This is a genomic window from Rhizobium sp. P38BS-XIX (assembly GCF_012641435.1).
Taxonomy (GTDB): domain Bacteria; phylum Pseudomonadota; class Alphaproteobacteria; order Rhizobiales; family Rhizobiaceae; genus Rhizobium.
The window spans coordinates 172,728-199,345 of sequence record NZ_JABAIJ010000001.1 but is presented as its reverse complement, the minus strand read 5'-3'; the positions used below and the strand labels follow the sequence as shown (position 1 = coordinate 199,345).

The 26,618-nt window shown below is 59.5% G+C and carries 31 protein-coding genes; 14 read left to right on the top strand and 17 right to left on the bottom strand.

Going from position 1 to position 26,618, the window contains the following annotated elements; translation table 11 throughout:
- Positions 1 to 39 precede the first annotated feature (39 nt).
- The gene (locus HGP17_RS00970) at positions 40 to 666 is read right to left on the bottom strand and encodes a C39 family peptidase (RefSeq protein ID WP_348648876.1); all 627 of its coding nucleotides are present in this window, start codon (positions 664 to 666) and stop codon (positions 40 to 42) included.
- Between the two features lie 99 nt (positions 667 to 765).
- Here HGP17_RS00970 and HGP17_RS00965 point away from each other — a divergent pair, with 99 nt between their 5' ends.
- Positions 766 to 1,545 carry a class I SAM-dependent methyltransferase gene (locus tag HGP17_RS00965; protein ID WP_168805112.1) on the top strand — a complete coding sequence of 260 codons (780 nt, stop codon included), beginning with the start codon at positions 766 to 768 and terminating at the stop codon, positions 1,543 to 1,545.
- Positions 1,546 to 1,557: 12 nt separating this feature from the next.
- Here HGP17_RS00965 and HGP17_RS00960 read toward each other — a convergent pair whose 3' ends face one another.
- From HGP17_RS00960 to HGP17_RS00950, 3 genes are all read right to left on the bottom strand, one after another.
- A complete protein-coding gene (locus HGP17_RS00960; protein WP_168805110.1) occupies positions 1,558 to 2,472 on the bottom strand; it encodes a cytochrome c in 915 nt (304 codons plus the stop codon).
- A 91-nt stretch (positions 2,473 to 2,563) separates the two neighbouring features.
- Entirely contained in the window at positions 2,564 to 3,007 is a 444-nt protein-coding gene (locus HGP17_RS00955) for a cytochrome c (protein ID WP_168805108.1), read from the bottom strand.
- A gap of 166 nt (positions 3,008 to 3,173) precedes the next feature.
- The gene (locus HGP17_RS00950; RefSeq protein ID WP_168805106.1) at positions 3,174 to 3,809 is read right to left on the bottom strand and encodes a LysE family translocator; all 636 of its coding nucleotides are present in this window, start codon (positions 3,807 to 3,809) and stop codon (positions 3,174 to 3,176) included.
- Positions 3,810 to 3,937: 128 nt separating this feature from the next.
- Here HGP17_RS00950 and HGP17_RS00945 point away from each other — a divergent pair, with 128 nt between their 5' ends.
- Positions 3,938 to 4,639: a YafY family protein gene (locus HGP17_RS00945; RefSeq protein ID WP_168805104.1), complete on the top strand. Its 702-nt coding sequence runs from the start codon at positions 3,938 to 3,940 to the stop codon at positions 4,637 to 4,639.
- A 32-nt stretch (positions 4,640 to 4,671) separates the two neighbouring features.
- On the opposite strand, the gene HGP17_RS00940 is transcribed toward HGP17_RS00945, so the two are convergent.
- Positions 4,672 to 5,454, bottom strand: coding sequence for an SDR family oxidoreductase (locus HGP17_RS00940; RefSeq protein WP_168805102.1), 783 nt, complete (start codon positions 5,452 to 5,454; stop codon positions 4,672 to 4,674).
- Positions 5,455 to 5,616: 162 nt separating this feature from the next.
- Between HGP17_RS00940 and HGP17_RS00935 the strand changes: the two genes are divergently transcribed.
- On the top strand, positions 5,617 to 6,513 hold the full coding sequence (locus tag HGP17_RS00935; protein ID WP_168805100.1) for an AraC family transcriptional regulator: 897 nt from the start codon (positions 5,617 to 5,619) through the stop codon (positions 6,511 to 6,513).
- Positions 6,514 to 6,516: 3 nt separating this feature from the next.
- On the opposite strand, the gene HGP17_RS00930 is transcribed toward HGP17_RS00935, so the two are convergent.
- Positions 6,517 to 7,359 carry a metallophosphoesterase gene (locus HGP17_RS00930; protein ID WP_168805098.1) on the bottom strand — a complete coding sequence of 281 codons (843 nt, stop codon included), beginning with the start codon at positions 7,357 to 7,359 and terminating at the stop codon, positions 6,517 to 6,519.
- Positions 7,360 to 7,491: 132 nt separating this feature from the next.
- On the bottom strand, positions 7,492 to 8,094 hold the full coding sequence (locus HGP17_RS00925) for a superoxide dismutase (RefSeq protein WP_168805096.1): 603 nt from the start codon (positions 8,092 to 8,094) through the stop codon (positions 7,492 to 7,494).
- Between the two features lie 271 nt (positions 8,095 to 8,365).
- On the opposite strand from HGP17_RS00925, the gene HGP17_RS00920 reads away from it, so the two are divergent.
- Positions 8,366 to 9,016, top strand: coding sequence for an aspartate/glutamate racemase family protein (locus HGP17_RS00920; protein WP_168805094.1), 651 nt, complete (start codon positions 8,366 to 8,368; stop codon positions 9,014 to 9,016).
- A 4-nt stretch (positions 9,017 to 9,020) separates the two neighbouring features.
- Here the strand turns inward: HGP17_RS00920 and HGP17_RS00915 are convergent, their stop codons facing one another.
- On the bottom strand, positions 9,021 to 9,365 hold the full coding sequence (locus HGP17_RS00915; protein WP_168805092.1) for a nuclear transport factor 2 family protein: 345 nt from the start codon (positions 9,363 to 9,365) through the stop codon (positions 9,021 to 9,023).
- A 175-nt stretch (positions 9,366 to 9,540) separates the two neighbouring features.
- Here HGP17_RS00915 and HGP17_RS00910 point away from each other — a divergent pair, with 175 nt between their 5' ends.
- From HGP17_RS00910 to HGP17_RS00895, 4 genes are all read left to right on the top strand, one after another.
- Positions 9,541 to 10,356: an AraC family transcriptional regulator gene (locus tag HGP17_RS00910; protein WP_168805090.1), complete on the top strand. Its 816-nt coding sequence runs from the start codon at positions 9,541 to 9,543 to the stop codon at positions 10,354 to 10,356.
- 106 nt (positions 10,357 to 10,462) lie between these two features.
- Positions 10,463 to 11,149 (top strand): YbhB/YbcL family Raf kinase inhibitor-like protein, encoded by a 687-nt coding sequence (locus HGP17_RS00905; RefSeq protein ID WP_168805088.1) that lies wholly within the window; start codon positions 10,463 to 10,465, stop codon positions 11,147 to 11,149.
- The gene (locus HGP17_RS00900; protein WP_168805086.1) at positions 11,146 to 12,375 is read left to right on the top strand and encodes an MFS transporter; all 1,230 of its coding nucleotides are present in this window, start codon (positions 11,146 to 11,148) and stop codon (positions 12,373 to 12,375) included. The genes HGP17_RS00905 and HGP17_RS00900 overlap by 4 nt, the downstream gene beginning before the upstream one ends.
- A 258-nt stretch (positions 12,376 to 12,633) precedes the next feature.
- Positions 12,634 to 13,137 carry an IS1 family transposase gene (locus tag HGP17_RS00895; protein WP_246703971.1) on the top strand — a complete coding sequence of 168 codons (504 nt, stop codon included), beginning with the start codon at positions 12,634 to 12,636 and terminating at the stop codon, positions 13,135 to 13,137.
- A 59-nt stretch (positions 13,138 to 13,196) separates the two neighbouring features.
- Here HGP17_RS00895 and HGP17_RS00890 read toward each other — a convergent pair whose 3' ends face one another.
- Positions 13,197 to 14,084, bottom strand: coding sequence for a branched-chain amino acid aminotransferase (locus tag HGP17_RS00890; protein ID WP_168805081.1), 888 nt, complete (start codon positions 14,082 to 14,084; stop codon positions 13,197 to 13,199).
- Positions 14,085 to 14,385: 301 nt separating this feature from the next.
- Here HGP17_RS00890 and HGP17_RS00885 point away from each other — a divergent pair, with 301 nt between their 5' ends.
- From HGP17_RS00885 to zwf, 3 genes are all read left to right on the top strand, one after another.
- Complete coding sequence (locus HGP17_RS00885) at positions 14,386 to 15,426, top strand: zinc-dependent alcohol dehydrogenase family protein (protein WP_168805079.1); 1,041 nt, start codon at positions 14,386 to 14,388, stop codon at positions 15,424 to 15,426.
- A gap of 262 nt (positions 15,427 to 15,688) precedes the next feature.
- The gene (gene tam / locus HGP17_RS00880) at positions 15,689 to 16,459 is read left to right on the top strand and encodes a trans-aconitate 2-methyltransferase (RefSeq protein WP_168805077.1); all 771 of its coding nucleotides are present in this window, start codon (positions 15,689 to 15,691) and stop codon (positions 16,457 to 16,459) included.
- A gap of 170 nt (positions 16,460 to 16,629) precedes the next feature.
- Positions 16,630 to 18,150 carry a glucose-6-phosphate dehydrogenase gene (gene zwf / locus HGP17_RS00875; RefSeq protein ID WP_168805075.1) on the top strand — a complete coding sequence of 507 codons (1,521 nt, stop codon included), beginning with the start codon at positions 16,630 to 16,632 and terminating at the stop codon, positions 18,148 to 18,150.
- Positions 18,151 to 18,272: 122 nt separating this feature from the next.
- Here zwf and HGP17_RS00870 read toward each other — a convergent pair whose 3' ends face one another.
- On the bottom strand, positions 18,273 to 18,608 hold the full coding sequence (locus tag HGP17_RS00870; protein WP_168805073.1) for a DUF1127 domain-containing protein: 336 nt from the start codon (positions 18,606 to 18,608) through the stop codon (positions 18,273 to 18,275).
- A gap of 311 nt (positions 18,609 to 18,919) precedes the next feature.
- On the bottom strand, positions 18,920 to 19,321 hold the full coding sequence (locus tag HGP17_RS00865) for a DUF937 domain-containing protein (protein WP_168805071.1): 402 nt from the start codon (positions 19,319 to 19,321) through the stop codon (positions 18,920 to 18,922).
- A gap of 327 nt (positions 19,322 to 19,648) precedes the next feature.
- Between HGP17_RS00865 and HGP17_RS00860 the strand changes: the two genes are divergently transcribed.
- Positions 19,649 to 21,160, top strand: coding sequence for a helicase HerA-like C-terminal domain-containing protein (locus HGP17_RS00860; protein ID WP_168805069.1), 1,512 nt, complete (start codon positions 19,649 to 19,651; stop codon positions 21,158 to 21,160).
- A gap of 59 nt (positions 21,161 to 21,219) precedes the next feature.
- On the opposite strand, the gene HGP17_RS00855 is transcribed toward HGP17_RS00860, so the two are convergent.
- Together HGP17_RS00855 and HGP17_RS00850 are read right to left on the bottom strand one after the other, a co-directional pair.
- The gene (locus HGP17_RS00855) at positions 21,220 to 21,996 is read right to left on the bottom strand and encodes a VOC family protein (protein ID WP_168805067.1); all 777 of its coding nucleotides are present in this window, start codon (positions 21,994 to 21,996) and stop codon (positions 21,220 to 21,222) included.
- Between the two features lie 210 nt (positions 21,997 to 22,206).
- Positions 22,207 to 22,932, bottom strand: coding sequence for a thioredoxin family protein (locus tag HGP17_RS00850; RefSeq protein WP_168805065.1), 726 nt, complete (start codon positions 22,930 to 22,932; stop codon positions 22,207 to 22,209).
- Between the two features lie 73 nt (positions 22,933 to 23,005).
- On the opposite strand from HGP17_RS00850, the gene HGP17_RS00845 reads away from it, so the two are divergent.
- Positions 23,006 to 23,452, top strand: a complete 447-nt coding sequence (locus tag HGP17_RS00845) for a MarR family transcriptional regulator (RefSeq protein ID WP_168805063.1) — start codon at positions 23,006 to 23,008, stop codon at positions 23,450 to 23,452.
- 104 nt (positions 23,453 to 23,556) lie between these two features.
- Here HGP17_RS00845 and HGP17_RS00840 read toward each other — a convergent pair whose 3' ends face one another.
- The 3 genes from HGP17_RS00840 to HGP17_RS00830 form a co-directional block, all read right to left on the bottom strand.
- Positions 23,557 to 24,309: an RES family NAD+ phosphorylase gene (locus HGP17_RS00840; RefSeq protein WP_168805061.1), complete on the bottom strand. Its 753-nt coding sequence runs from the start codon at positions 24,307 to 24,309 to the stop codon at positions 23,557 to 23,559.
- Positions 24,269 to 24,652 (bottom strand): MbcA/ParS/Xre antitoxin family protein, encoded by a 384-nt coding sequence (locus HGP17_RS00835; protein ID WP_168805059.1) that lies wholly within the window; start codon positions 24,650 to 24,652, stop codon positions 24,269 to 24,271. Before HGP17_RS00835 ends, HGP17_RS00840 begins: the two co-directional genes overlap by 41 nt.
- A gap of 123 nt (positions 24,653 to 24,775) precedes the next feature.
- The gene (locus tag HGP17_RS00830; protein ID WP_168805057.1) at positions 24,776 to 25,198 is read right to left on the bottom strand and encodes an organic hydroperoxide resistance protein; all 423 of its coding nucleotides are present in this window, start codon (positions 25,196 to 25,198) and stop codon (positions 24,776 to 24,778) included.
- A gap of 136 nt (positions 25,199 to 25,334) precedes the next feature.
- Here HGP17_RS00830 and HGP17_RS00825 point away from each other — a divergent pair, with 136 nt between their 5' ends.
- Complete coding sequence (locus HGP17_RS00825) at positions 25,335 to 25,799, top strand: MarR family transcriptional regulator (RefSeq protein ID WP_168805055.1); 465 nt, start codon at positions 25,335 to 25,337, stop codon at positions 25,797 to 25,799.
- 87 nt (positions 25,800 to 25,886) lie between these two features.
- Here the strand turns inward: HGP17_RS00825 and HGP17_RS00820 are convergent, their stop codons facing one another.
- Positions 25,887 to 26,618 (bottom strand): L,D-transpeptidase, encoded by a 732-nt coding sequence (locus HGP17_RS00820; protein ID WP_168808016.1) that lies wholly within the window; start codon positions 26,616 to 26,618, stop codon positions 25,887 to 25,889.

Below are 26,618 nucleotides of genomic sequence, written 5' to 3'. Positions count from 1 at the left end.
TGATCTTTAGCGCTTTCCGGCATTGCGACTGGAAATGCTTTAGCGATCGATGGCGATCCCGCGGCCTGCAAAGAACCTCTCAAACACCTCCAGCGACATTTCCGCGTTCTCACGCGTCGCATCGACGTGGCCCGAGGGATTGTGGAAGCGGATCCTGCTTCCGTCCACAGCCGTCACCAGCACCAGATGGCCACCCTTGGTCGGCGGCTCGGCCTCGGGCCACCGGATGGAATGGTGCACCGACGCAATGAAGAACTCCGCCTGCGTGAGGATATCGGCGATGTCATCGACGGAAATCCCTGTGACGACTTGGGCATTCAGATCAAAACGATCGCGGACGAACGGAACGAAGGGCGCGTAGATCAGACCTTTGATCCGGCCATCCGCCTCCTCGACATAGCCACCATAATCACGGCAGCCCATGGCGAGATCCATGATCGGCACGGCTTTGCCGGTGCGGGCGGCAAGCACCATCTTCAGGCAGGCCATGCCGCAGAGATTGCCGGCCCAGCGCGCATAGTCCTCGACGCTGTCGGCGCCGGAAGAGGCCCAAAACGGATCCTTCAGCAAGGCCGACTGTGCTCCCTCGGCCACAACCGCCAGCGTCATGTCAGGCGTTTCCCACTGGCTGAAATACGGAACCTTCTGCGTCACCCTTGCGTCCACGAGCACCCTCTCCCGTTGCCGAATCCCGAAGCTGTAAGCTTGCCGGGAAATGCGCTAGAAAAATGGCTATCGGCCCCGATCGGAAACTGGAGATGCGCGTTGGAACAGCGGTTCACATTCGATGGCGTCGCCACGCTCTACGATATCTCCCGTCCCCTCTATCCGGAGGCGCTTTTTGCCGATGTCATGGACTTCGCCGGGCTGGAAGCCACGGATAAGATCCTGGAGATCGGATGCGGCACCGGACAAGCGATGGAAGGCTTCGCCCGTCACGACCTCTGCGTTCTCGCGCTTGATCCCGGCGCTGAGCTGATTGCGGTCGCGCGGAAAAGACTGGCTCAATTTCCGCAGGTACAATTCCAGCAAACCACCTTCGAAGCATGGTCGGGCGAGCCGGGAAGCTTCAGGCTGGTAGCCGCGGCACAATCCTTCCACTGGGTTTCACCGGAGCGACGCTTCGCCAGGACTGCCGCTTTCCTTTCGCCGGAAGGAACACTCGCAGTCTTCGGCAATGTGCCGATGCCACTCGATGAGCCGCTATCCAAACAATTCGCCGAGGTCTATGCCCACCATGCACCGCAGCTTGCAGGCCCGCCCGCAGAAGCCTGGTATCTGCCCGACGGGCCTTTTGCCCGGGACCTACAGCAGTCCAACCATTTCGAAACACCGGTCCATCACTGCTATCGTTGGAGCCGATTGCATACGGCGCAAAGCTATATAGATCTGCTGCGCACGCTCTCAAGCTACCGGCTTTTGGCCGAAGATCAGCGGCAAGCGCTGCTTTCCGCGCTTGCCGATGCGATCAACGCACATGGGGGTGAATTCGAGCTGCGTTATCAAACGCATCTCTACCTCGCCAAGCGCCAAAGAGCGGCTTGAGCTTCTCTCGGTTTATTTCGCCGGAAGCGCCTTCAGATAGGCTGCGATCGCCTCCCGGTCGCTTGCCGGCAGGTGGGCTATGTTCTGCTGGACTTCGGCCATCGAACCGCCGGCGGAATCATAATCCGGGGTAAAGCCGGTTTCGAGGTAATTGGCGATGTCACCGGCGCTCCAGTTGCCGATTGCCTTGGAGCCGGGCGTGATATCCGGGATCTGGCCCTTGCCTTCCGGATTGGGCGCACCGGCCAGCCATTGGCCGCTCACGAAGCCGCCGAGGCTGTCGCGCGGCGTATGGCATTCGCCACAGTGACCCGGTCCTTCGACCAGATACTGGCCGCGCTTGATCTTGTCATCGGCACTGGCGAGCACGACACGCGGCTGATCGTTGAGATACAGGAATTTCCAGGCGCCAAGCGCGAGCCTGACGTCGAAGGGAAAGGGCAGCTCGTGCGGCGGCGCGACGTTGTTGCTCTTCGGCAGCGTCTTCAGAAAGGCCCAGAGATCGTTGATGTCCTTGTCGCTCATGCGGGTATAAGAGCCGTAGGGAAAGGACGGATAGAGATGTTCGCCGTTTTTGCCGACGCCGCGCTTCATGGCATTGCCGAAATCGGCAAGCGTCCAGCTACCAAGCCCGGCCTTCTCGTCCGGCGAGATATTCGGAACATGGAAGGTGCCGAAGGGGCTGGTCAGCGCCAAGCCGCCCGAAAGCACCAGCTTGGCATCGCCCTGCGCGCCGGGAGCCGCGTGACAGCTCGTGCAGCCGCCGGCCCAGAAGACCTGCTGACCGCTCTTGATGTCTGGATCGCCGAGATTGGCCCAATGGCTCGCCGGCAAGGGTGACGGCGCGGTGATGACATAGAATGCGCCACAGCCGAGGATGATCACGCCGAAAAGACAAAGCAACCACCGGATAAACCGCGCCATCACATTACCCCCTAGCTTAAAAGCCAAAAAGCTCCGCACCGGGCAAACCGGTGCGGATGCCAAAACTGATTTGCAGACGAGGCCGACCTACCGCTTAGTCTTTCTTGACGCGGTAGGCCTGATGACAGGCGCCACAGCTGCTGCCGAGTGTCTTCAGCGTCGCGCCAACGCCAGCCTTATCGGCGGGGAGCTGTGCGAGCGCTGTTTCGGCATCGGTGGAAAGCTTGGCTGCCTTCGCCTTGAAGTCATCGAGGTTGTCCCAGATCTTCGGGTTGACCTCGGCATCGCTCTTGTCGCTCTGCGGATTGAACTGATCCGGGAACGCCTTCGCGGTTTCGGCAATCGTCGTCAGAGACGCCTTGACGATATCGGCATCATAGGGCTTGTCGCCCTTGGCAATCGCACCGAGAGCGCCGGTCGCGCCGCCGATCTTCTTCATCATCGCGATGCGGGAGTCATGCGTACCGTCGGCCGCGACAACAGAACCCAAGGCGATGCCGGCCAAAGCCGTCGCCGCCACAATCGTTCTCCACTTCATTTCGTTCTCCTACCTCTCAGAGTGATCAAGACCGCGTCAGCGGCCCGGCGCATGATAACGTCGACATGTTTGCCGGTTTCCCTTCCGGCAATGAAGTCACAAAATGGTGAGAACCGAATGAAATCAGTGTCATGCTATAGACACACTCCCCCCATCTCACCGGATTTCACGTCATTTTCAAACCTTCCCAGACCGTGAATACCGACACCGCGACAAGCAGCAGTCCGGCGACGCGGCCGGCTAAGGCGGTTGCCTGCGGATTGGCGACCAGCAAGTCGCGGCTACGCCCGGCAGTGACGGCAAGAGCTCCATAGACGGCAAATTGCGTCGTGATGGTCATCGCTCCCATGATGACGGCCTGTATCCACATCGGGCCGTAATCCGGTTTCAGGAATTGCGGATAGACGGCGAAGATAAAGAGATAGGCCTTGGGATTGATCAGGCAAGTGATCGCCCCCTGCCGGAACGCCTTCCAGGCAGAGCGGCTGCCGGCCGGCCCCTCGCCTCCTACTGTGATGGAGCTGCGCATGAGCGTGTAGCCGATAAAGGCCATGTAAGCGCCGCCGGCAATGAGCAGCGGATTGAACAGTGCAGGTACGAAATGCATCAGCAGCCCAATGCCGATTGCGCCATTCAGCGAATGCACCGCCCCACCAAGCATGATGCCGCCCGTTGCGGCAAGACCGCGGTTGCTGCCGCCCGTCAGGGAATTGGCGAGCACGAACAGCATATCCATGCCCGGCACGATGATGATTCCTAAGAGAAGGATGAAGAAAAGCCAGAGATTTTCTGCGTAACCCATGTCAGTTGCCTATCGTCCTCACCTTGGAAATCGGAGAGGAAATGATTGATTTTCAAATCGATAGGCAGTCTTATAAAATGAGCCAACTGACGGGGTATTGTCAGTAGCCTTCATGTTGAGGGGCAGGAATGCGCAAGGCATCGCGCCTTTTCGAAATCATCCAGATCCTGCGTCTGGCCAAGCGACCGGTGACCGGAGCGGAGATTGCCGCCCAGCTGGAAGTGACGGTGCGCTCCGTCTATCGCGATATTTCAGCACTTCAGTCCATGCGCGTGCCGATCGAGGGCGAGCGCGGCATCGGCTACATACTGCGGCCCGGCTTCGACCTGCCGCCGCTCATGTTTTCCATCGAAGAAATGGAGGCGATCGTCCTGTCGCTGGCGCTGCTGGAACGGACGGGCGATGCGGAGCTGAAGGAGGCGGCCAAGCGCGTCACCGCCAAGATCGCCGGTGCAGTGCCGCCACCGCTGCGCCAGACGCTCGATGCCAATGCACTGCATGCCTGGGGCTTTGCCGCCCCGTCTGCATCCGCGATCGATCTGGCGCTCATCCGCCGCGCCATTCGCGAAGAGGAAAAACTCGACCTCGCCTATCGCGACGAACTCGGTCGCGCCACCGAACGCACCATCCGGCCGATTGCGCTGATCTATTATGCCGAGACGGCCAATATCGTCGCATGGTGCGAGCTGCGTGAGGCCATCCGCAATTTCCGCAGCGACCGGATCGAGGATTGCCAGTCGACCGGCCTCTGGTTCAAGGGCGAAGGAGACGCCTTGCGCCGGATCTGGGTCAATGGCTGGCAGATAAACACCCCAGCCGCGACCGGCTGAGATGTTCGACGTCGACAGCCATGCAATCCGGATCAGACGACCATGCCGCCGGAGACTTCGATACGCTGACCGTTGATCCAACGATTGTCGTCCGAGAGCAGCGAGGCGATCATCGGACCGATGTCGTCGGGCAGGCCGGCACGACCGAGCGCCGTCATGGAGGCGACCATCTTGTTGACCTCGGGATTGTCGCGAACGATGCCGCCGCTGAAATCCGTCTGGATCGCGCCGGGCGCCACGGTGTTGACGGCAATGCCGCGAGCGCCAAGCTCTCTCGCGAGGTAGCGCGTGAGAACTTCGACCGCACCCTTCATGGACGCATAGGCAGACGAGCCGGGGTTGCTGAAGCGGGCAAGACCCGATGAAATATTGACGATGCGGCCGCCGTCATTGATGTGCGGCAACAGCTTCTGTGTCAGGAAAAATACGCCCTTGAGATGGACGTTGTAGAGCTTGTCGAACTCGGCTTCCGTCGTTTCGACAATTGACGCGTGGTAGGACGTGCCGGCATTGTTGACGAGGAAATCGAAACGATCGCGGCCCCACACCTGCTGCAGCACCCGGCCGACTTCTGCCACGAACGCATCGAAGGACGCAACATTTCCGGCATCGAGCTGCAAGGCAAAAGCCTTTCGACCGAGCGCTTCAATCTCAGCGACGGCGCTATCGGCTTCTGCCTTATTTGCATTATAGGTCAAAATGACATCGCCGCCTCGGCCGGCGAAATGAATGGCGGCATTGCGCCCGAGACCACGACTGCCGCCAGTGATGATCGCAATCTTTCCCTTTGATTTTTCTGCAATTTCCGTTGTCATAAGCGTTCTCCAGGGGATGCATGATGACAACAGGTTACGCCTTGGCGACCATTTCCTTGAATGCCGGAACTCTCGAATTTCTTGCCTATTCCTCCAAGTGCCTTGCCGGTGCGCTTCGCGCTGCTATGATAAGGACAGCACATCCTGCCGCGGAGATTGGTCATGTCATCAGCCCTGAAAGAGGCGATATCGCGCTTCATCGAAGCCAGCGACGGCGGCGCGAACGGCGTTTTTCCGACCGGCATCGATGGCCTGCACATCATGCGTTCGACGGAACTGAAAATGCCGCATGCGATGGTCTACCGGCCTGCACTCTGCGTCATCGTTCAGGGTGCAAAACAGCTGATGTTGAACGAAAGGGTCATCGACTATCGGCAAATGCAGGCGCTGATCATCAGCATCGAGCTGCCCGCCTCCGGCCGCGTGATCGAAGCGAGCGAAGAGAAGCCCTACATGGCGATCTCGCTCGAATTCGATGTCGGCGTTCTGCGCGAGGTGATGGAACAGCTCGACAAGCCACCAAAGCCGACAGGCAGCGCCCGGCTCGCCATCTTCGTTGAAGATCTGAACCAGTCGCTGGAAGATTGCCTTGTGCGACTGACCCGCATGCTTGCGACGCCGAGCGCCATTCCGGTGCTTTATCCGGCGATCATGCGGGAAATCTGCTTCTGGCTGCTCACCGGCCCGAATGGTGGCGAGGTCTGCAAGCTGGTATTGCCGGACGGTCAGACCCGGCGCATTGCCGATGCCATCCGCCTGTTGCGCGACCACTTTGCGGAGCCGATGCGCATCGAGCAACTGGCCGCCGCCGCGCGCATGAGCCCTTCATCCTTCCACCAACATTTCAAGACGCTGACCTCCATGACGCCGCTGCAATATCAAAAGCAGATGCGGCTGCTGGAGGCTCGCCGCCTGATGGCCGCCGGCTATGCCAATGTGGAGAGTGCGGCTTATCAGGTCGGCTATGAAAGCGCCTCGCAGTTCAGCCGCGAGTATGCCCGCATGTTCGGCACGCCGCCGAAAAAGGATGTAACCGAAATGCGGATGGCGGCGGAGTGAGCATCAGCGAAGCATCAGCGTTCTATCGGTCTCGCGGCCGAAGCCGGTGATCTCCAAGCGGTCCTCATAGACCGAGACGATGGCGTAGGCACTGGTATCCTGCGTATCGACCATGCCCTTGAAGTTGACGAAGTAGGTCCCATCCGACACCCCGAAATTACCGGCGTGATTGTGGCCATTAAGGTAGGCAACGACATGGTCGTGCTCGGCCAGCAATGCCAGCATGCGGTCGCTGTTCAAGGCATTATGCGCATCATCCGGGAAGACCGGATAATGGTTCATGACGATAACCCTCTCGCCCGCCAGCTTTGCTGCCGTGAGCTTCGCGGCAAGCCAATCATATTGTTCGTCTCCGATCGCGCCGTTCCAGCGTTGTCCGTTGGGCGCGCCAGCGTTTTCGAGCGCCAGCATCATGTCTTTCGCCTGCTGGCGACGCGGGTCGCCTTCCGGCGAGGCAAAAACGCTGATCTCGTTGCCGTCGAGCGCGATGAAGCGATAGCCGGAAAGGACGAAATCGTAATTGGCGGCAGGCATGCCGACGCGAGCGGGCACCGTAGCGAGATGTTCGGCTCCCACGACAAAATCGTGATTGCCGAGCAGGAAATGCCTGGGGTGACGCAGTGCCTCATAGACTGGCAGAACGGCGTCGAAACTCTTCCATTCACGATCGATGATGTCGCCGAGCGTGACGACGAAGGCGAGATCGTGTCGATTGAACTCATCGATTGCCGCGCGGAGCTTGAGGAGGCTATCGGCGGGATAGCGATTGAGAGCGAGATTAGGCTCGAGATCGGCATATTGCGGATCAGCGATAACGCCAAAGCGGAAGAGCGGTGCGGACTGCATTCAGCCTCCTTGGGCGGCCTCCTTTGGGGGCGGTAAGCGGCACGCGGATGATATCATGAGATGCTTGCGGATAAGAAAACACCCGACGCCCAAAAAGACGCCGGGTGCGAAAGCCAGCCTGTACGGCGAACCTTACTTCGTAGCGGCTTCGTAGCGCTCCAGGACGTAGTCCCAGTTGATCAGGCTATCGACGAAGGCTTCGAGGTACTTCGGACGCAGGTTGCGGTAGTCGATGTAGTAGGAGTGTTCCCAAACGTCGACACCGAGGATCGGATCTGCACCGTGAACGAGCGGGTTTTCGCCGTTCGGGGTCTTGGAGATTTCGAGCTTGCCGTTCTTGACGGAAACCCATGCCCAGCCGGAGCCGAACTGAGTGGCGCCTGCAGCGGCGAAATCAGCCTTGAACTTGTCGTAGCCACCGAGATCGGAGGCAAAAGCTGCTTCGAGCTTGCCCGGCAGCTTGTTGCCGCCGCCGCCCTTCTTCATCCACTTCCAGAAATGGATGTGGTTGTAGTGCTGGGCTGCATTGTTGAAGAGGCCCGCATTGGTGCCGAAAGACTTCTTCACGATCTCTTCGAGCGACAGATCGGCGAGACCTGCTTCTGCAGCAAGCTTGTTGCCGTTGTCGACGTAAGCCTTGTGGTGCTTGTCGTGGTGATACTCAAGCGTCTCACGCGACATGAAGGGCGAAAGTGCATCGTAATCGTACGGAAGTTCAGGCAATTCGAAAGCCATGGTCATATCTCCTCTTGGCAAAAAATTGCGTCGGCAGGTGAACCGGAACATAGGAGCGGTCGCCTGGAAGAGCAACCGGCGACATGCCAAAAAAGTTGCACGCGAGAGCAAAAATTGCCCTATTTTTCAATCAGGTATAGCATCGACTTAGAAGTTTTCCTTACGGCATATGATCAAGTTTGGATAGATGACTGACGGCGCTATGCAGACGTCGACACGCTGCACCAGCAAAGCTAAGTTCGCTGACCTTTTGACAGCCGCGAGACATCCCGTGACCATCGCCTGCCTGCACACCGCCGAAAGCAACATCGCCGTCTATGAGGCCGCGGCAAATGCATTGGGGTTGCCGCCCGGCATGTTGCGCCACCATGTCCGATCCGATCTGCTTCTTGCCGCCGAAGCGGTAGGCCACCTCACAGAAGAGATTTCGGACGAGACCGCGGCGCTCCTGCTAACTCTCGCGAGAGACGCCGATGCCGTGGTGCTCAACTGCTCGACGCTCGGACCGGCGGCATCGAAGGTCGCGGCAGGTGCTGCGGTACCGATCATTCGGGCCGATGCGATGCTGGCGGAGCAAGCCGTCAAGAAGGGCGGCAAGGTTGTCGTCCTCTGTACCGTCGAAACGACCATCGCACCGACAACAACGCTTTTCGAAGCGGCTGCAAGAGCGACGCGCGCCGAAATCGAGGTTCGACTGGTTCCCGGCGCATGGGCGCACTTCCGGGCGGGCGATCTGAAGGCTTATCTTTTCTGCATCGCCGATGCAGTGAAAGTGGCAAATAGCGAGGGTGCCGCCACGATCGCTTTCGCGCAGGCTTCAATGACGGATGCTGCCGACCTTCTGCCGGACCATGTAGAACGACCGATGACCGGCCCGGCGGCAGCCCTTGCGGCAGCGGTGGCGAAGAGCGCCGCCGGCTGAACCGCTACACGTTCCGCCCGAAATAAACGTTCACTTCAGCGATCCGATCCCCGGCGAAGCGGATCATCTCGACATTGCGAAAGCTGCCGCCATCGATCTTCTCTGCCCGATAGCCAACGATCACGTCGTCGCCGTCAGCAACGAGATGCTCGATATGGATATCGCAAAAGACCTTCTCCTTCGGCCAGCAGTGTTCGAAATAGCTCTTGCGGTCGATGTGGTCGTCGCGTGGGCTGGAAAAGGTGAAATCCTCCGTCAGCATCGGCTCGACGATATCGGGATGCTGGGCAAGGTAGGCGGCAAACAGACGCCTGACCGTATCGCAACGCGCATTTTCGAGAGAATCCATGATGTTTCTCCTCCTTTACATCAGGCAATCGAGGTTTGTTCAATAAACTGATTGCAATATGCAATCAGTTTATAACATGAGCCAGGAGAACCGACAAGGCGCTTTGCGGACTTGGCATTGCCATCTCGGTGGTTCAAACTCTGCGATACCCCCATGTCAGCAGGAAGCCATCGCCGTGTCCGAGGCTCATCATCACATCTTGGAAAAGCTGCGCCGCCTGGCGGCGAAGGACAATCGCCCGGTCGCCGCGCCGAGCGGCATCGGCAGCTATTCGACGCTTTTCACCTTCGTCACACGCGAACGCGAGCGCATTGCCGGCTCCGCCTTTTCACAGGTTTCAATCGTCGCCATCCTCGAAGGTTCCAAGGAAATCATCAGCATGGGACGACAGCGGCATTTCGCGGCCGGTACGGTGCTTGTGCTGCCGGCCGGGTGGAGCGGCGATGTCGTGAACGACCCCGATCCACAGACCGGCGTCTATCGGGCAATCTTCATTACCTTTCCTGAGGAATTGACGCGCCGCGCGGCAAAGGCCTTCCCGCCGGCCCGGCCCGCATCCCAGATCGACCTGCCGCTCGATCCGTTGCTGGCCGCCGCCATCAGCCATGCCGGCGAAGGCATTGCCGGCGGCAACATGCCGGTCCCGCTGATCGAACACCGTCTTCTCGAAATCCTGATGGTTCTCGGGATGCGCGGCGCCCTGCCCCGTTCAACCGGGACCACCGCAGAAGCAGTGCGGGGATTGGTGCGCTGGCAACCCGATCGCCCATGGACGGCCGATCTCATCGCCGCCGAACTCGGCACGAGCAACGCGACGCTGCGCCGGCGCCTGTCGCGCGAGGGAACGTCCCTGCGCGATGTGCTGACAAGCGAGCGCGTGGCGCTGGCAACGACCCTTCTTGCCGAAGACGGGCTTTCGCTGCGGGAAGCCGCGCTCGCCACCGGCTATCGCTCGCCTCGCCGCTTTGCAGAACGACTTCGCCGCGCGTGAGCGTTTGCGACAGCATTTTGAGCGTTTGCGTGCGCCGACGCTCGCCACCGATTTGTTAGACCCTGCCCTCGAAGCTCACAGGAGCGAACCGCGAAAGGGCAACATCATGAAAAACATGCTCAACCTTCTGAACGCCACCGTCATCGCAGCAGCTGTCGCCAGCCCGGCCCTATCGGCCGATCTGAAGGTGACGTTTGCCAAGAGCGATGGCCGGATGCTGCTGCCGGAAAATGCCTCCTGCATCTCCACGCCATACGACAAATCGGCACCCGGACCCAACAAAAGCCTGGCCGTATCCTGGTCGAAGGGCCCCAAGGGCACGCGTTCCTATGCGCTGACCATGGTCGATCCGGACGTTCCCAGCGACTTCTCGCTGTTCAACAAGGCCGACAAGACCATCCCGAAGGATTTCAAACGGATGGAGTTCGTTCATTGGGTGCTCGCCGATATCCCGGCGTCGCGTACCCACCTTGCCGAGGGCACGGATGGAAACGGCTCTTCAGCTCAGGGACTAAAGCTCGAGCGCACCGCCTATGGACGGCGCGGCCAGAACGGCGCCGGCGGCGGCAACTTGAAGGATGGGCCGCATGGCGGTTATATGGGCGCCTGCCCGCCCTGGAATGACGAGCACATCCACAGCTACCACGTCACCGTCTATGCGCTAGACGTCAACAGACTGAACCTGCCGGACCTTTTCACCCGCGCCGATCTCCTCGCTGCAGCAAAGGGTCATATCCTGGCATCGGGCAGCCAGGAACTGTTTTACACATTGAATGCAAAGGCCAAGAAATGACTGAGACGAGATGGGATGCGGCGGCACCAGCCGAGCCGGAAACCGCGCATTGGATGCGGAACCTAATCATCTGCCTCCTCGGCTCGTTCACGACGATCGTGGCGATGACGCTGCTGCTCCCGTTCCTGCCCCTATATGTCGAAGAACTCGGCGTCACGGATAAGGCCGCGATCGTGCAATGGTCCGGCATCGCCTATGGCGCCACCTTCTTTGCCGCCGCCTTCGTCGCCCCGCTCTGGGGGCGGCTCGGCGATATATATGGCCGCAAGCTGATGCTGGTGCGCGCCAGCCTCGGCATGACGATCGCCATCTCGCTGATGGGCATGGCCGGCAACGTCTGGCAGCTGGTGGCGCTGCGCCTGTTCACCGGCCTTGCCGGCGGCTACTCCTCGGGCTCGATGGTGCTGGTGGCGGCACAAACGCCGAAGCATCGTTCCGCCTGGGCGCTGGGCACGCTCTCTGCCGGCATCATGGCAGGCAATCTTGTCGGACCGCTGATCGGTGGCGCGTTGCCGCCGCTGATCGGCATTCGCGGCACCTTCCTGCTTGCGGGTGGCATCATCTTCTTCACCTTCCTGGCAACGACATTCCTGATCAAGGAGGAGAAGTCCACGGCAAGGAAGAAGGCTGCCAAAGCCGCCGGCAGCTGGGCATCCATTCCGGACAAGCGCCCTGTCATGGCGATGCTGTCGCTCGGCCTGCTGCTGATGCTCGCCAATATGTCGATCGAGCCGATCATTACCGTTTATGTCGCGCAGTTCGTCAGCGACGCGCAGGTGACGATGGTATCGGGCGTGGTCATGGCCGCTGCCGCGCTCGGCAGTATCCTGTCGGCATCGTGGCTCGGCAAGCTGGCCGATCGTATCGGCCACTGGACCGTCATCATGGCGGCTCTTGCCGTTGCGGCGCTGCTGCTCATTCCGCAGGCCTTCGTGACCTCGGCCTGGCAGCTGATCGCGCTCCGCTTCCTGATGGGGATAGCGCTCGGCGGCCTGTTACCCTGCATTACGGCCGTCATCCGACATAGCGTTCCCAACGCGGCCACCGGCAGTATCCTCGGCCTTTCCATCTCGTCGCAATATGTCGGCCAGGTGGCAGGTCCCGTCATCGGCGGCTTCGTCGGCGGCCATATCGGCATGCGCGCCGTCTTCCTCGGCACCTGCGTGTTGCTCGCGATAGGAGCGGTCTATTGCTGGTGGGTCAGCCCGAAGAAGGAAGTGGAGTAAGCCAGGCTGCATCTCCACCCATTTTGTATCGCCCCATCTATCTCTTAATTTTGTGTAAAATTCATCGTTGCAGCAAAGGCAGCAAATCATATCCTGATGGCATCTCAAATAGCCAGAAGGGACGACAGTTGGATATACTCTCATTAACGGCCGTAATCGTTGCCATCACTGGCTTGATCGCCGCAATAAACGCGCTTCTCCGAGAGCTGCGAAGCTGGCGTAGGCGCTCGTCAAGAGTACGAAAGTAGCGTGGCTTATATGGACGATGATGAAGATATCCATTGCCCTAGCTGTTACGCCAGAGACTTCGTGAAGAATGGGAAAGTTCGAAAGATGCAGCGCTTTCGGTGCCGACCCTGCGGTTTAAATTTTGTCAATGATCCTAAACATCGCTGGCCCCCTTCCTCCAAGATGTTAAATCTGGTGCTTTTACAGACAGGAAATCAGCCAGAGGAAATCGCCGAGGCCGCTCGGGCTGACCGGTGGCTATTGGAAGCGAAAGAACATCATCCCTGGTTCATCAGGGCTCTAGCTGAACACGCGTTGGTCACCGTAGACCAAGATAAAGAAACGATGGAGACGGCGCTCACGAGGGCATGGGAACTATATGCCTTCGTCACGAATCGCAACCCGGAACATTTCTATGACTCACTCGCCTCGACGCTCTATCTCGACATGTTTAAAATCGGGGACACACGCTTCCGAGAGGAATTGATGGAATGGCTTGCTGCACATTCTTCGTCACCAAATGATTCCGACTAGTGCAAAACAACTTTAGGCTACAACCGTCATCTGCGGGACAGCGACGCGTCCCACGCTTCTCACTCTTCGCTGGCGCTGCGGCCGTGAGCCCAATCCATGTAGAGTTCCAGCGCCTTGCGGGCGACCGGGCCGGCCTGAAGTTCGCGATCATCGAGGCGAATAACGCTGACGACCTTGGAGTAGTTTCCGGTCGTGAAAATTTCATCGGCGGCCATGAACTGCTCGACGGACAGGGTTTCCTCGCGCACGTCAAAACCCTCCCGCCGCAGCAGACCCATGACACGGGCGCGCGTAATGCCGGCAAGGAAGGTGCGGTTGGCGACCGGCGTGTAGACGATGCCGTCCTTGACCATGAAGACATTCGATGCGGCCGTCTCGACGACGTTGCCGTTCATGTCACGCACGAGCGCATTGTTGAAGCCACGGCTTCTGGCCTCATGGATCATGCGGCCGCTATTTGGATAAAGCGAGCCGGTCTTGGCGTCGGTCATTGCCGTTTCCGGCGATGGTCGCCGGAAGGGCGAGACGGTAAGCGTGATGCCGCCATTTCCGCTGAGCGGCGCTTCGAAAAGGCAAAGAGCAAAGCGCGTCGATTCCGCGTCCACAGCGACCACGCTGCCCGGCGAACCATGTTCGCCCCAATACATCGGCTTGATGTAGATCGGCGTCTTGCCGTCGAACTTCCTGATGCCTTCCCAGGCAAGCGCCTCGATCTCTTCGGCTGTCTTGAGCGGCTTCAACCCCATGGCAACGGCCGAACGATTGATGCGCTGGCAATGCAGATCGAGATCGGGAGCAATGCCATCAAGCCAGCGTGCGCCGTCGAATACGGTCGAACCCAGCCACATGGCGTGCGAGGTCGGCCCGATCAACGGCGGATTGCCGGACAACCATTCGCCATCGACATAGGTCCAGGTTGTGGTGCGCGGCGATGTATCAACGGACATGGTGATTTCCTCCCTTGAAGCGGCTCAGATTTTCAAAGGAACCGCCCTATCTTTTGTTTTCACGCAACTCCAGGCAGAAAGCCGCAACGCACTTTTCCTGAAATTGCTTTACCTGACGAAAAGCAAATAACCGCGCAATCTCGCGGTCAAGGAGAAACTGAGCGGAAAAATTCATTTGCAACAAAGCGCTCCATACCGCATTCATAACGCAATTTTCATGCGCCGAAACAACAACTTGACGAATAGGTCCATCAGGAAAAATGATCGATGGGACAGATGTCAGGCAAGAGCGAGATCTCCCATGAAAGCGATGTACTACGAGTCCTTTGAGGCAACGCCCGAAATCCGCACCCTGCCCGATCCGACACCCGGTGAGGATGGCGTGGTCATCGCCGTCGGAGCCTCAGGGCTTTGCCGCAGCGACTGGCATGGCTGGATGGGACACGATCCGGATATCAAGCTGCCGCATGTGCCCGGACACGAGCTTGCCGGCAAAGTGGTTGCAACCGGGCGAGGCGTCGTCCGCTTCAAGGTCGGCGATCGTGTCACCGTTCCTTTCGTCTCCGGTTGCGGCCATTGCGCCGAATGCCATTCCGGCAACCAGCAAGTCTGCCCGAGCCAATTCCAGCCCGGCTTTACCCATTGGGGCTCCTTTGCCGAATATGTCGCCATCGACTATGCCGACACCAATCTCGTTCACCTGCCGGAAGCGGTCGATGACGCGACGGCGGCAAGCCTCGGCTGCCGCTTCGCCACGTCCTTCCGCGCGGTCGCCGACCAAGCGAAGACACGGCCGGGCGAATGGATCGCCGTGCATGGGTGCGGCGGTGTGGGCCTGTCGGCAATCATGATTGCCAGCGCGCTTGGCGCCAACGCCATCGCCATCGACATTTCCGACGAGAAGCTTGCTTTCGCCCGCGAATGCGGCGCCGTCGCGACCATCAACGCAACCAGTGTCGCCGATGTGGCCGAGGCGGTGCGCGAGATCACCAAGGGTGGTGCGCATGTCTCGATCGACGCGCTCGGCCATCCCGCGACGTGCTTCAATTCGATCAAGAACCTGCGCCGGCGCGGCCGCCACGTGCAGGTCGGCCTCATGCTCGGCAACGATGCGACGCCGCAAATCCCGATGGCACAGGTCATCGGCCACGAACTGGAGATTTATGGCAGCCACGGCATGCAGGCCTGGCGCTACGATGCCATGCTCGACATGCTCGCCGCCGGCAAGATCGCACCACAGAAGCTGATCGGCCGCAGGATCAGCCTGGAAGAGGCGGTTCCGGCGCTCATGACGCTCGACAAGGCCGAGGGCAAGGGCATCAGCGTCATCACGCAATTTTGAAGGCGCGACCAGGGAGCATGGCGGTCCCGCATCGGCTTGAGCCATTTGGCTCGTTCAAGCGACCACCGCCAATTTTGAGAAACTGTCACACTGCCCGGATAGGCTTGCCGGCTCATCACGGCCGCGCCCGGCAAGCCCTCCCGATCAATCGGCCATCGAGGCTGGCCGACTCGCTGACGAAGTGGTCAAACTCGCTCGCCGAAATATCGACAAAGTCCGGATTCAACCACTGAAATACGCAATCTAGAAAGAGGATACGCTCATGGCATGGTCTGCCGGCCAGTATGTTAAATTCGAGGATGAACGCACGCGCCCGGCGCGCGACCTGCTGGCGCAAGTGCCGCTGCAGCACGTCGAACGAGCGATCGACCTCGGTTGTGGCCCCGGCAATTCCACCGAGCTGATTGTCGAGCGCTATGGCGCTGCAGGTGTCGAGGGTCTCGACCGTGACGACAACATGCTGGAGGCAGCTCGCAAGCGCATGCCCGGCACGAGCTTCGTCAAGGCCGATCTCGCGGCATGGCGCCCGCAGGAGCCGGTGGATCTACTCTTTGCCAATGCCGTATTTCAGTGGCTGCCGAACCATCTCGACATCCTCGATCATCTGATGGACGGCCTGAAATCCGGCGGCGCGCTTGCCATCCAGATGCCGGATAATCTTAATGAACAAAGCCATCTGATGATGGAGGAAACCTCGAAAAACGGGCCTTGGAGCGAGGCCTTCGCAAAGAAGAGCGTTCGCCGCAATCCGCTGCCGGCACCATCGGTCTATTACAACAGGCTGATCGGCAAGTCGGCCCGCGTCGATATCTGGCACACCAACTACAATCATGCGCTGGAGAATGCGGCGGCCATCGTCGAATGGGTCAAGGGCACCGGTCTTCGCCCTTATCTCGATCATGCCGGCGCGGACCATCGCGATGCCTTCACCGCCGAATACCTGAAGCGCATCGAGCAGGCCTATCCGCCGCTTGCCGACGGCAAGGTGCTGCTGCGCTTCCCGCGCCTTTTCCTTGTTGCCGTGAAGAAATAGACTTTTACCAGCTCCCTGATCCTGGTTGACGGCGGTGCGTCGATCCCATCGACAACCGGCGTCAGCCCGCGCTAGAACACCAGCTGCCCCAGGCTGAACAGCAATCGCTCCCGGAGATAGTCGATGTCGTACAGAACTCCGCTATATCTCCGTTGGAAGGAGATACATTCATGACCACACCCGACGTCGCACCTGCCCCGCCGCTGACTTTCGTGATCTTCGGCGGCGCCGGCGATCTTACCCGGCGATTGCTCATTCCGACACTCATCAACATGACCCGGAACGGGTTGATCGGAGAGGATGTGCACATCCTCGGTGTCGGCATCGAGACCGGCGGCGTCGACATGCTGCTGGAACGGTTCGAGAGCTTTCTCAAGACCTCCGGCGACATGGAAGATCCCGACCGCCAGACGGCGTGGCAGGCGTTGCGCAAGCGCGTCAGCTACATTTCCGGCGATTTCACACAGAACGGCGTCTACAAGGAAATATCGGATTATCTCTCCCACGCTCAAAGCGCCAATGCGGCCTTTTATTTCGCCGTGCCGCCGCGCTTTTTCGGCGATATCGCCGAGAAGCTCTCCGAAAACGGATTGATGAACGAGGCGACCGGCGCCTTCCGCCGCATCGCGATCGAAAAGCCATTCGGCCACGATCTCGCTTCGGCACAGGCGCTGAACGCCCGGCTTCTGAACCATATTCAGGAAAGCCAGATCTATCGCATCGACCATTTCCTCGGCAAGGAAACGGTCCAGAACATCATGACGACGCGCTTCGCCAACATGATGATCGAGGCGCTCTGGAACAACAACTACATCGACCATGTGCAGATCACGGCCGCCGAGCTGGTCGATGTCGGCACGCGCGGCAAGTTCTACGATGAAACCGGCGCGCTGCGTGACATGGTGCCAAACCATCTCTTCCAGCTGCTTGCCATGGTGGCGATGGAGCCGCCGAACAGCTTCGATGCGGAATCCATCCGCAATGAAAAGGGTAAGGTTCTGAAGGCCCTGCGTCCCTACTCACGCGAGGAAGCAGCGGAGAACGGCGTTCGTGGCGCCTACATCGCCGGTCCGCTTGCTGGCCACGATCTGCCGGCTTACACGTCGACCCCCGATGTCGCGCCGGACAGCCACACGGAAACCTTCGTCGCGCTGAAGCTCTTCGTCGATACCTGGCGCTGGGCCGGCGTGCCCTTCTACCTGCGCACCGGCAAGGCGATGAAGGCGCGCGACACGGAAGTCGTCATCACCTTCCGTCAGGTGCCTTTCGCGCAGTTTCCGCGCCATGGCTCGCGGCCCGAGCTGCCGCCGAACAGGCTCATCATCCAGGTACAGCCGGATGAAGGGCTGGATATGGAAATCTCCATCAAGTCGCCGGGTCTGGTGCTGAAAACCGCACCGGTTTCGCTCGACTTCCGCTATGCCGATCGTTTCGATATCGGCAAGCAGACGGGTTACGAAAGCCTGTTCTACGAACTCTTTGTCGGCGACCAGACGCTCTTCCAACGCGCCGACGGCATCGAAGCCGGCTGGGCCGCCGTTCAGCCGTTTCTCGATCTGTGGGCGGAAGGCGGCAAGCCGGATCCTTACGCACCCGGCAGCATGGGCCCGGCCTGCGCAGACGACCTCATCCAACGCGACGGTCGCAAATGGCATCAACCGGACGACAAGCTGGACGGTAAAAAAGCTTGAGATCGAACGGGCCGATTTCTAGAAGGGAATCGGCCCGCTTCCTACCGCGCGATCGCCGCGACGATTTTTCCCAAACCTGACTTCACACCTGACTGACCGTCATTGCGGGTGGCGACGCAGATCTAGATTTGCCAGCGCTGCAAGCCGATATCCTTGAGAGTGTGATCGCTGAGCTCCGCTAATTGCGACACCTCACGTCTGCCTGTTCGTTTCCGGCGAATGGCGAACAGGTGCTTTTTTAAATAACGGATAATTGCTGAAGAGAAGAATTGCGGCGTGATGGTTGACGGAACGACAGCGCCTGCCGCCTCTGTTTCGGGCAGACGCAGATGAACAGTTCGCGACAGGAACGGATCGCTGTTCCCTGCAACCGTATTGCTGTCAATCACCTCTTGGCCAAGCCATATCAACTTGCATACGGGTTGTTTATCGCACGGGACATGCTGATCCTGCTTCATGAACGCGGGTATCTCCTCTCGATGAAACAGAGAGAAAATCGCCGCCCAGTATTACAGGGCCATGAGCGGCTTCAGGATCGGCCTACAGATGTAATGTGACGGATGCGAGTGGCTGGGCGGGTCAGGGACTAAGCGCCTTTGGGCGTGAAAGTCGGGCCACGGCCATGAGGTGCATATTTTGCTGATGCAACGCATGGCCCGCTGTTGCAAATATTCTGATGCACTATCCGTTATGGGCGACGGACCGAACAGATTTCCTCGGTCCGCCGATATCGCGGCGATCAATCCGCCTCTGAACGAAGCGGATATTCCTAGAGGAACTGATGCAGGCCCGGGACGGAGTTGACGACTTCGTCGACCACATCATCGCCGGCATGCTGACGGGCGGTCGTGATCGTTTCCTTAGCGAGCGAGGTGATCTCGCCCATGCTGAGGCCACTGCTCATCAGCTGCTGGCCGAGCGCCATCAGGCCACCGCCGCCACCGACTGCGCTGAGCAGACCGCCAAGCAAACCGCCGCCACCGCCGGTGGTCTCTTCGCCATTGTACTGCGCGACGAGATCAGGGGCACCGGGAATGGCCTGGATCATCTTGGTGACAGGGCCATCCGGCGCTTCGCGCTGCAGGAAGCCGAGAATCATGCCGACGGCTCTCTCCGCAAGGTCGGGAGCGATGCCGGCTCTGGTCGCGATCTGATCAATAACTTCGTTCACTGTGGCCTCCTGCCTTTACGACGTTAACGTCAACGTAACTGAATGAATCAACCGGCACAAGCCGCGCCGCAGCTCGCCATACTACCAGAAGCGGAACCTCGACGCGAATGGTTGTCCCCGTTCAAGTCAGTTCTTATAACAGTGTCAGGACAAATCGATGAATGGCCCTGGCGACCTGGACGGTTGCCGTGCCGCCGCCCTGGAACCGGATGACTTTGAATCGAAACGATGCAAAGTCATCCGGTTCTAGAATCAGATAGGTAGAGCATGATGTCGTCCGAAAACCGGTGACACTTTTCGGCATCATGCGCTGAGGGAGACGACACCATGCCGCAGCAGGACGGACAGATTTTCGTCGGCGCAAGCCGCAATCCGGATGAAAGCATCAACAAGGACGAATTTCTGACGCTGAAATTCGGCAACCGACACGGCCTCGTCACCGGCGCGACCGGGACCGGCAAGACGGTGACGCTGCAGGTGCTGGCGGAAGGGTTTTCCAAGGCTGGCGTGCCCGTCTTCTGCGCCGATATCAAGGGCGATCTCTCCGGCATCGCGGTCAAAGGCGAGCCGAAGGATTTCCTACTGAAGCGCGCCGAGGAAATCGGCCTTGCGCCCTATGAGTTCGATCAGTTTCCGGTCATATTCTGGGATCTCTACGGCGAAAAAGGCCATCGCGTGCGCACGACCATCGCCGAGATGGGTCCGTTGCTGCTGGCACGGCTGATGGATGCATCTGAAGCACAGGAAGGCGTGCTCAACATCGCCTTCAAGATCGCCGATCAAAACGGACTGGCGCTTCTCGACCTCAAGGATCTGCAGGCGCTGCTCAACTACATGGGCGAGAATGCCAGCGAGCTTTCCAGCAAATTCGGCCTGATCTCGAAATCCTCCGTCGGCTCGATCCAGCGCGCTCTGCTTGTGCTGGAGCAACAAGGCGCCGAAAACTTCTTCGGCGAGCCTGCGTTGAAGATCTCCGACATCATGCGGGTCGGCAATGATGGCTATGGCCAGGTTTCGGTGCTTGCCGCCGACAAGCTGATGATGAACCCGCGTCTTTACGCCACTTTTCTGCTGTGGCTGCTGTCCGAGCTGTTCGAGGAACTGCCCGAAGTCGGCGATCCGGAGAAGCCGAAGCTGGTCTTCTTCTTCGATGAGGCGCACCTGCTCTTTAACGACGCGCCGAAGGTGCTGATCGAGCGTGTCGAACAGGTGGTGCGCCTGATCCGTTCCAAGGGCGTCGGCGTCTACTTCGTCACGCAGAACCCGCTCGATGTGCCGGAAACGGTGCTGGCGCAGCTCGGCAATCGTGTGCAGCACGCACTTCGTGCCTATTCGCCGCGCGAGCAGAAGGCGGTGCAGACGGCGGCCTCGACATTCCGGCCCAACCCGGCTTTCGATTGCGCCGAAGTCATCACGACGCTCGGCACCGGCGAAGCGCTGGTCTCGATGCTCGAAGGCAAAGGCGCGCCCTCCGTCGTCGAGCGCACGCTGATCCGGCCGCCCGCCGGCCGCATCGGCCCGGTAAGCGATGCGGAGCGCCGCGCCATCATCAACGCCAGCCCGGTTGCCGGTGTTTATGACGAGACGATCGATCGGGAGTCCGCATTCGAAATTCTGACGGAGCGTGCACGCAAGGCAGCCGCGCCACAAAACGAAAGCGCCGGGGACGGCTGGACCCTGCCGGGCTTTGGCGGCGACAGCAACAAATCGACTGGCCGCCGATCCGGCTACCAGCGTGAAACAATCATGGAAGCCGCATTGAAAAGCGTGGCGCGCACGGTTGCCACGCAGGTCGGGCGGGCGCTGGTCCGAGGCATCCTCGGCAGCCTGAAGCGATAAGAGATAGCCCTCCCGCTTTAGCGGGAGGGCTATTCTATTCCATCCTTAGCGTACTGGCCTTAGCGTACTGGCGCGACCAGCGAGAAGAATGCGCCCTGCGGGTCGGTGGCCTGGACGATCCAGCTGCCGCCGGGGACTTCCATCGGACCGTTGACGATCTTGCCGCCACCTTCGGTGATACGGGTGATGGCCGCATCGATCGCCGGGACATTGATGTAGAAATTCCAGGCCGGCACCGGCATTTCCGCTGGCTTGGTCATGATGCCGCCGAAGTCTCGGTCGCCGATCTTGAAGATCTTGTATTTGCCCATCGGGCCCATGTCGAAATCGGAGCTCAGCTCCCAGCCGAACATATCGCTGTAAAAATCGAACGCCTTCGGGCCATCGCCGGCATAGAGTTCATGCCAGCCGAAATAACTGGGAGTGGCGGGTGCCGGGGGCTCCCAATCCTGACCGGGCAGCGGGGTAAACAGGCAGAAGGCAGCGCCATAGGGATCGGAAACGACGGCAAATCGGCCGACGCCCGGAATATCCGTCGGTTCGCGATAGACCTTGCCGCCTTTGGCTGCCACGGTCTTGGCGCCTTCGTCGACGTTGGGCACGCCGATGTAGCCTGTCCAGCAGGGAGGCGTTCCCATGGCCTTTGCCTCGTCGGGCAAGATCATCAGGCCGGCAACAGGCCCCGCACCTGCACTGAACAGCGTGTAGTCCATGCCAACTTCGGGCATGCCGGCATCGGCGGCATCCCAGCCGACGACCTTGGTGTAGAAAGCCTCAGCGGCTTTCATGTCCGAGGTCATCAGCTCATACCAGACAAAATATCCCTTCTCAGCCATCGCATCTCTCTCCCTATTGTGATCGCTGCATTCATTCGTTTCGTCCCGCGCCTGTGACGGCCAGGGCGCATTATTGCCGATGACAATGACGGCCAAGCAATGGTCGATCGACACATCCAGCCGCCTCCCCGACAAGCAAGCGTTCATCTTTTAAGTAGGCACGAGCTGAAATAATTCGACCCCCATCCCGATAGCGAGCCTTTATCCGCTTCAATGGCAGCAGGAATCCGCCTTTGGAGCATCCTCGTATTCGTCATGTCGGCGGATGAAATTCATCGTGCTGCTTTCATTGCGCCCCTTGGGCGCGCGATCAAGGATCATCAGCGTTCCGATCAACTCCTCCGGACCGCGGGCGTAGCTCGAGTAGGTGTGGAAGACATTTCCGGCTTCGTCCTTGTAGAAGGCGCTCAGGCCCGGAAGCTCATCAAATCCTTCGGCCGCATCCATGGCCGTGAAGTTGTAGAAAACCTTGTCGCCTGCGAGCTCCTCTTTCGAGAAGGAGACATGATAGTCGAAATTGAAATCGTTCGCATAGGACGACACCCAGGGAAAACGCCAGCCCATGCGCTTCTTGTAAGCCTCCACCTTTTCCAGCGGCGCGCGGGAGACTGCGACCAACGAAACATCGTGATGATTGAGATGGGCAATTGTGCCATCGAAATGATCGGCAAGGAAGGAACAGCCGGTGCAGCCGGCATCCCAGTCCGGACCGAGCATGAAATGATAGATGATAAGCTGGCTGCGACCATCGAATAGATCGGCAAGCGTCTTTTCGCCGGCGGGCGTATCGAAGACGTAGGTCTTGTCCACCTTCACCCAAGGCAAAGCGAGACGTTCCGCATTGACGCGATCGCGCAGATGCGTCGCTTCCTTCTCGCTGGCAAGCAATTGACGACGGGCTTCGAGCCATACATCCCTTGAAACAACCTGGTTCATCGTTCGCGCCCTCCTCCGGCGCTTACTCTTTCCCAAAGCTTGACAATTACATTGATATCAATATTAATAACGCATGTCAAACGCAGTTGAAATTCCCTTTGAAACCACGCTGTTAGTGCGCGACAGCTGTCTCTGCCTGCATGTGCAGCGCGCAGCACGGGCCCTGGCTCGCCGTTTCGATGATGCGCTAAGACCCTTCGGGCTGACCAACGGCCAGTTTTCCCTGATGATGTCGCTGAACAGACCGGTGCCGGCGTCGATGAAATCCGTCTGCACACTGCTTGCGATCGATCAGACAACGCTGACGGCCGCGCTGAAGCCGCTGCAGCGCCGCGGATGGGTGAATGTGGAAGCCGATCCCGCCGATCGCCGTGCGCGTCTTCTGACCCTGACGGCAGCAGGCAAATCGGCCCTCGCCGCCGCCGTGCCGACCTGGAAGATCACGCATGCATTGCTCGAAGAGCGCCTGCCCGATGGCAATGGCGACCGCCTGCGCCAAGACCTGGCAATCCTGCTTTAGGACCTAGAACGGTTCAGGTTTTCACGGAACCCCTGAACCGTTCTATCTCTTTGTTTCACGTAATTCCGGACGGAAAACCGCTGCGCACTTTTCCTGGAATTGCTCTAATCGGACAGGCGTGGATCGTTGCCGAAATCCTGCCTTTCGAAGCCGATGCGGCGGCGGGGGAATTCGCAAAGCGCCTGCACACCGACACGCGACAGCCGAATGCGCCAGGTCTGACGCTCCACAGGTTCGCGCGCGGCAAAGGCCCTGGCGGTCAGCAGTGCGATGTTCCGGCCACCTTGCGGATCGCGAACGGAACGATAGAGGATCGCATCGATGCAACCCACCCGCGCCGCCTCGGCAAGAGCCTGACACGCCTCATATTCGACCGGATCCGTCCATCGCTGGTTATCCTGATCGAATGGCGCCCCCGTCAGGTCGATCGCCTGCTTGGTGGCGATAGCGGCTGCAAACGCCGTGTATTCCGCGGCATTCGTCGGCAACGCAGTCTCGGGAGAATCGCGGAAGAAAAGCAGCCGATAGAAGCTCATTTCCGCCAAAGCCGTTTCCACATGCTCCGACGCATAGAAGACGCCGAGCGTGCGACCGGCCCTCCGGAAACGGGAGCCATGCGGATAGATCGCGCCGTAGCGAAAGGGCGTGGCAAGCAGATAGTCCAGCCCGGCGCACTCCGGCGGCAGCACCGGCTTGCTTTCTTCCAGCAGATTTTCGAGCAGCGCCTGCTCCTCGAGCGTATCGACCAGCTTCAGCGTCGAAACCTGATGCTGCGATTCCACCAGCCGCCAATAGCGGCCGGAGATCGCCTTTGCCTCAGACGAGAGCGCGGCGGGCGTCCAGGTATCCAAGGACATCGGTCAAACCAGAAATCGAGGTGATCTTATCGAGCGGAGCGGCACCCAAAGCCAGGTTGGCGTTGCGCAGCCATTGCCGTGCGACGACCTCGTCTCCCCCGACAATGGCATCGAGCGAGCGAAAGAGGCGGATGAACAACACACCGAGTTCGAACGGCTTGCTATCGCGCTCCAGAAGATGATCCTGCCGCTTCATGCGCGAGACGGTCGCTTCGGAAACGCCGATAACAGCAGCGAGTATGCGCGCATTCAATCCCAGACGGTCAGCGGCGTTGACCACGGCCTTTGTGATCACAAGCGCTTCACTGGGTATTGTCTGGCCTATTGCTTGAGCTTTTGCCATCGCCATATCCTTTCCTCGGAAAATATATAGCATATTTCTTGCAAAAGAAAAGGAGCGATCGGCAATGCCGTCGCTCCTTTTCTTTTATACTACGTTATTCGGCAGCGTATGACGGCCGATTGCTCAGACGACGGCGTAAGCCACTTCGGTCGACGTGCGCATCGCGTGGCTGTAGGGGCACACGATGTGAGCGGCAGCGGCGAGCTTTTCAGCTTCGGCCTTGTCCATGCCGGGGATGTGAACTGCCAGCGAAACTTCGATGCCGAAGCCGCCGCCATCTGCGCGCGGGCCGATGCCGACGGTCGCGGTGACCTTGGCGTCCTCCGGAATCTTGACCTTCTGCTGGCCAGCTACAAATTTCAAAGCGCCGAGGAAGCAAGCGGAATAGCCTGCCGCAAAGAGCTGCTCGGGATTGGTGCCGGTGGCGCCGTCGCCGCCGAGTTCCTTCGGCACGGTCAGCGTGACGTCAAGTACGCCATTTTCGGAAACTGCATGGCCAGCGCGGCCACCGGTGGCGGAAGCTTTGGTCGTGTAGAGAATAGGCATGTCAGATCTCCTTTTCGGTTTGGATGGATTTTATATACGCCACGATTTAATCGTGCGCAACATGTATTTTTTGCAATTTGATTTTGCAAAGTGAATTTGTGACAATGCATCCAACAAGAAAAAAGACGGAGCAGCAATGACGGATAAGGTGGATGGGCAAACCATGATACAGGATGAGGAAAAGCGGCTGGAGAGGCAGCTTTGCTTTGCCGTTTATAGCGCTGCGCATGCGTTCAATCGGGCTTACAAACCGATTCTTGACCGAGTCGGCCTCACCTATCCGCAATATCTCGTCATGCTCGTGCTGTGGGAGAAGGGCACATTGTCCGTAAAGACCATCGGCGAGAAGCTCGATCTCGATTCCGGCACGCTCTCCCCTCTTTTGAAGCGTCTCGAGCAAGCCGGCCTCATCAGCCGTGCACGCGATCCCAGGGACGAACGGCAGGTCATCATTTCGCTGACGCAAAAAGGTGCGGACATGCAATGCCAGGTCGGCGTGATCATGGATGCCATCGGTCAAGCGACCGGCTGCGACATGACGGAAATGGCCAATCTGCGTGACCGGCTGCAGCAGTTAAAGGTCAATCTGGCGGCGGAATAGACGCTGCGTCCAGCGGGGCCATGCAATAGACCGAAAACAAAAGGGCGCCGCATGCGGCGCCCTTTTGTTTGCAATGATGTGCGTCGATCACGTCGTCACGAGGATCGGCGCATGCTCGGGCACGCGATCGTAGAGATCGATGACATCCTGGTTCAGCAGGCGGACACAGCCTGACGAAACGGCTTTGCCGATGGAGCGCCATTCGGGATTGCCGTGCAGACGATACAGCGAATCCTGCTTGTCTTCGAAAATGTAGAGTGCGCGCGCACCGAGCGGGTTTCTGAGACCCGGATCCATGCCGCCATTGGCGATGGAATACTTGACGAGTTCCGGCTGGCGGTCGACCATTTCGTTCGGCGGGTTCCAGCGCGGCCACTTCTTGCGCCACTGGATGACGCCGCGACCCTGCCAGGCAAAGCCTTCGCGGCCGACGCCGATGCCGTAACGCATCGCAGTGCCGCCCTGCTCGGTGACGTAAAGCATGCGCTGGGTTGTGTTGACGACAACGCTGCCGGGCGCTTCGCCAGTCGGGTCGACGACGCGCTGGCGATAGAAGCGCGGATCGATCTGCTGATAGGGGACAGCCGGAACATGGAAGCCACCATCGTCCAGCGCCGCATAGATCACGGCTGGATCAGGCTGCTCGCCATCGTAGCTGGAAAACCAGGTACGGAACGGTCTGGGCGAACCGGTATATTGAACCGGGCTGACGACAGGACCGCTGTTGATTGAGGAGGCACAGCCGGCGAGCGTCGAAACGGCGCCGATACCAGCAAGGGTGAGGAAATTACGTCTGGATATGGATGAAGGGAGGCTCAT

Bases quoted from the DNA above. Each gene is read 5' to 3' on its own strand.
- HGP17_RS00860 (WP_168805069.1), top strand. From the start codon at position 19,649: ATGCCGCAGCAGGACGGACAGATTTTCGTCGGCGCAAGCCGCAATCCG.
- HGP17_RS00850 (WP_168805065.1), bottom strand. From the start codon at position 22,932: ATGAACCAGGTTGTTTCAAGGGATGTATGGCTCGAAGCCCGTCGTCAA.
- HGP17_RS00925 (WP_168805096.1), bottom strand. From the start codon at position 8,094: ATGGCTTTCGAATTGCCTGAACTTCCGTACGATTACGATGCACTTTCG.
- zwf (WP_168805075.1), top strand. From the start codon at position 16,630: ATGACCACACCCGACGTCGCACCTGCCCCGCCGCTGACTTTCGTGATC.
- tam (WP_168805077.1), top strand. From the start codon at position 15,689: ATGGCATGGTCTGCCGGCCAGTATGTTAAATTCGAGGATGAACGCACG.
- HGP17_RS00955 (WP_168805108.1), bottom strand. From the start codon at position 3,007: ATGAAGTGGAGAACGATTGTGGCGGCGACGGCTTTGGCCGGCATCGCC.
- HGP17_RS00895 (WP_246703971.1), top strand. From the start codon at position 12,634: ATGGACGATGATGAAGATATCCATTGCCCTAGCTGTTACGCCAGAGAC.
- HGP17_RS00940 (WP_168805102.1), bottom strand. From the start codon at position 5,454: ATGACAACGGAAATTGCAGAAAAATCAAAGGGAAAGATTGCGATCATC.
- HGP17_RS00820 (WP_168808016.1), bottom strand. From the start codon at position 26,618: ATGAGCCTCCCTTCATCCATATCCAGACGTAATTTCCTCACCCTTGCT.
- HGP17_RS00915 (WP_168805092.1), bottom strand. From the start codon at position 9,365: ATGGATTCTCTCGAAAATGCGCGTTGCGATACGGTCAGGCGTCTGTTT.
- HGP17_RS00835 (WP_168805059.1), bottom strand. From the start codon at position 24,652: ATGGCAAAAGCTCAAGCAATAGGCCAGACAATACCCAGTGAAGCGCTT.
- HGP17_RS00930 (WP_168805098.1), bottom strand. From the start codon at position 7,359: ATGCAGTCCGCACCGCTCTTCCGCTTTGGCGTTATCGCTGATCCGCAA.
- HGP17_RS00950 (WP_168805106.1), bottom strand. From the start codon at position 3,809: ATGGGTTACGCAGAAAATCTCTGGCTTTTCTTCATCCTTCTCTTAGGA.
- HGP17_RS00855 (WP_168805067.1), bottom strand. From the start codon at position 21,996: ATGGCTGAGAAGGGATATTTTGTCTGGTATGAGCTGATGACCTCGGAC.
- HGP17_RS00825 (WP_168805055.1), top strand. From the start codon at position 25,335: ATGACGGATAAGGTGGATGGGCAAACCATGATACAGGATGAGGAAAAG.
- HGP17_RS00845 (WP_168805063.1), top strand. From the start codon at position 23,006: ATGTCAAACGCAGTTGAAATTCCCTTTGAAACCACGCTGTTAGTGCGC.
- HGP17_RS00885 (WP_168805079.1), top strand. From the start codon at position 14,386: ATGAAAGCGATGTACTACGAGTCCTTTGAGGCAACGCCCGAAATCCGC.
- HGP17_RS00890 (WP_168805081.1), bottom strand. From the start codon at position 14,084: ATGTCCGTTGATACATCGCCGCGCACCACAACCTGGACCTATGTCGAT.
- HGP17_RS00945 (WP_168805104.1), top strand. From the start codon at position 3,938: ATGCGCAAGGCATCGCGCCTTTTCGAAATCATCCAGATCCTGCGTCTG.
- HGP17_RS00935 (WP_168805100.1), top strand. From the start codon at position 5,617: ATGTCATCAGCCCTGAAAGAGGCGATATCGCGCTTCATCGAAGCCAGC.
- HGP17_RS00905 (WP_168805088.1), top strand. From the start codon at position 10,463: ATGAAAAACATGCTCAACCTTCTGAACGCCACCGTCATCGCAGCAGCT.
- HGP17_RS00830 (WP_168805057.1), bottom strand. From the start codon at position 25,198: ATGCCTATTCTCTACACGACCAAAGCTTCCGCCACCGGTGGCCGCGCT.
- HGP17_RS00900 (WP_168805086.1), top strand. From the start codon at position 11,146: ATGACTGAGACGAGATGGGATGCGGCGGCACCAGCCGAGCCGGAAACC.
- HGP17_RS00870 (WP_168805073.1), bottom strand. From the start codon at position 18,608: ATGAAGCAGGATCAGCATGTCCCGTGCGATAAACAACCCGTATGCAAG.
- HGP17_RS00840 (WP_168805061.1), bottom strand. From the start codon at position 24,309: ATGTCCTTGGATACCTGGACGCCCGCCGCGCTCTCGTCTGAGGCAAAG.